This window comes from Streptomyces sioyaensis (assembly GCF_004122735.1).
GTDB classification, from domain to species: Bacteria; Actinomycetota; Actinomycetes; order Streptomycetales; family Streptomycetaceae; genus Streptomyces; species Streptomyces sioyaensis.
This window is the reverse complement of record NZ_SDIF01000254.1, coordinates 1-2689: the sequence shown is the minus strand read 5'-3', so window position 1 is coordinate 2689 and position 2689 is coordinate 1. Positions and strand designations below refer to the sequence as shown.

3 protein-coding genes are annotated in these 2689 nt (G+C 73.7%); 1 reads left to right on the top strand and 2 read right to left on the bottom strand.

Going from position 1 to position 2689, the window contains the following annotated elements; all coding sequences use genetic code 11:
* Together EST54_RS33615 and EST54_RS33610 are read right to left on the bottom strand one after the other, a co-directional pair.
* A partial coding sequence (locus EST54_RS33615; protein WP_129251452.1) for a DUF2797 domain-containing protein occupies positions 1–729 on the bottom strand: 729 nt, incomplete at its 3' end.
* A gap of 78 nt (positions 730–807) precedes the next feature.
* Positions 808–1908 (bottom strand): GlxA family transcriptional regulator, encoded by a 1101-nt coding sequence (locus tag EST54_RS33610; protein WP_129251451.1) that lies wholly within the window; start codon positions 1906–1908, stop codon positions 808–810.
* 44 nt (positions 1909–1952) lie between these two features.
* Here EST54_RS33610 and EST54_RS33605 point away from each other — a divergent pair.
* On the top strand, positions 1953–2689 hold a 737-nt coding region (locus EST54_RS33605; RefSeq protein WP_135796920.1), incomplete at its 3' end, for an NAD(P)H-dependent oxidoreductase.

Sequence of the window (2689 nt, the reverse complement as noted above, 5' to 3'; positions counted from 1 at the left end):
CACCACTTCCGCCCCCGCCGTCATCCCGCCCAACTCCGCCACGTCACCCGGAATCCGGTCGAGCCCGAACAGCTCCGTATGGTCCGTACACGCGAACTCCACCGGCTCCAGCGTCTCCGGCCAGAGCTCCGGCTCCCGTGCCCTGCCGTGCAGTCGGGCGAGCTCGGCCACCCGGTCCGCCACCGGGGGCAGCGCCCCGCGCGCCGCCCGCTTCGCCGACTTCGTGAACCTGTCGGGCACCGCCAGCGCGCTCCCCAGCACCGCCTCCGCCCGCCGCGCCGCCATCAGCGGCCCGCGCCCCAGCCATGCGTACGCCACCGCGCCCTGCTCCACCAGCCGGGCCGCCCCCCGCTCGGCAGCCGTGATCCCCACCTTCAACAGGCCGGGCCCGAAGTACGCGAGATAGACGCCGTACGGACGCGGATCGTCGGCCATGGTGTCCGCGGCCACCGAACGCGACCGGTCCAGCTGGGCGCAGCGCGCGCACTGGTCCTTGGCGCTCGCACCGTCGAGCACCGCGTCGTACGGGCACACGATCCAGCGGCCGGCCCGCCGCACCCCCAGACAGCGCCGCTCCCCCTGCGCCGCGAACGCCAGCGTCTTGCCCGCGGGGAGCACGCTCGTCCGCTCCTCACCGCGCTCGGCGCAGTACCAGCCGAGCCGCTGGCCGAACCGCCCCTCCGGCTCCGGCCCGCCGCCTGACCAGCGCGGTCCCGTACATCGCCACACATCGCCAGCGTACGACCACCCACTGACAACGCGGCCGCCCTCAGCCCCGCCGGCGCTCGGCCCGCCCTGAAACCCCGCCTACGATCGCCCCCCGCCGGCACTCGCCCAGCCCCCGATCCCCGGCCCCCGGAAGGTGCCCCGATAGGCCCGCGGCGAGACCCCCACCGCCGCCTGCAGATGCTGCCGCAGCGAGGCCGCCGTGCCGAAGCCCGCCTCGGCCGCGATCCGGTCCACCGTCAGCTCCGTCTCCTCCAGCAACTGCCGTGCCCGCTCGACCCGTTGCTGGGTCAGCCACTGGAGCGGCGAGACCCCGACCTCCTCCCGGAAGCGCCGGGTGAAGGTCCGTACGCTCATCGACTCCCGCGCCGCCAGTTCCCGCAGACTCAGCGGCCGGTCCAGATGGTCCAGCGCCCAGGCCCGCGCCGCACCCGTGGACGACAGCCGCGGCTCCGGCACCGGCCGCTGGATGTACTGCGCCTGGCCGCCCTCCCGGTGCGGCGGCACGACCGTCCGCCGCGCCACATCGTTGGCCACCGCCGCCCCGTGATCACACCGGACCATGTGCAGACACAGATCGACGCCGGAGGCGACGCCGGCCGCCGTCAGCACCTCACCGCAGTCCGTGTACAGCACGTCCGCATCCAGCTCGACCGAGGGAAACAGCCGACGGAAATCGTCCACCGACCGCCAGTGCGTGGTCGCCCGCCGCCCGTCCAGCAAGCCGGCCGCGGCCAGCACGAACGCCCCCGTACAGATCGACGCGATCCGGGTGCCGGGCCGGATCCGCCCCAGCGCCTGAGCCAATTCCGCACTCAGCCGCCCGGCACCACACCCCTCGCCGCGGTCGTAGTCCGCCCCGGATGCCGGTACGACCACGGTGTCGGCCGTCGCCAGCGCCTCCGGCCCGTGCGCGACGTGCACCGTGAAGTCCGTGTCCGTCAGCACCTCACCCGGCCGCAGCGCACAGGTCACCAGCTCATACAGCAGCTCCCCGTCCGCCGACCGGGCCTCCCCGAAGATCCGGTGGACGATGCCCACCTCCATGGGCAGCATCCCGTCCCGCACCAGCACCACCACCCGGTGCCGCCGCCCGCCCTCCGGGACGGCCCGCCCCCTGTCCGCACCCCGACCGCTGCTCTCCTCCACACCCATGGCCCGATCCTGGCACACAGTGGCCATCAGGCCACTCGTTCGCCCCCCTGCGCACCCGGAGAGTGGACGGCATGAAGGTCCTCTGGCTGTTCGCCCACCCCGACCAGCGCTCACTGAGCGGCGCCCTCATGACCGAGGGCCTGCGCACCCTCGACGCCCACGGCCACCAGCACCGCGTCTCCGACCTGTACGCCATGAAGTGGAACCCGGTGGTCGACGCCGCCGACTACGACCACGACCCGTCCGACCGCCTCCTCGTCGGCGAGGCCTCCCAACGCGCCTACACGGACGGCCACTTGGCCCCCGACATCCGCGCCGAACAGGAAAAACTCACCTGGGCCGACACCTTGATCGTCCAGTTCCCCCTCTGGTGGTACGGAATGCCCGCCATCCTCAAGGGCTGGTTCGACCGCGTCTTCGTCAAAGGCTTCGCCTTCGGCCTCACCGACCCCGCCACCGGCCGCCCCCTGCGCTACGGCGACGGCAAACTCACCGGCAAGCGCGCCCTGGTCATCACCACCGCCGGCGCCCGCGCCGCCACCCTCGGCCCCCGCGGCGTCAACGGAGACCTCAACGACCTCCTCTTCCCCCTCCAGCACGGCACCCTCTGGTACACCGGGATCTCCGTCGTCCCGCCCCTTCTGATCCCCGGCGCGGACCGCACCACCCCGACCACCTACGCGACCGCCGCCACCCGCCTGCGCGAGCGCCTGCGCACCCTCCCCACCACCGACCCGCTCCCCTTCCGCCACCAGAACGGCGGCGACTACGACGACGACCTCCTCCTACGCCCCGACCTCCCCCGGCC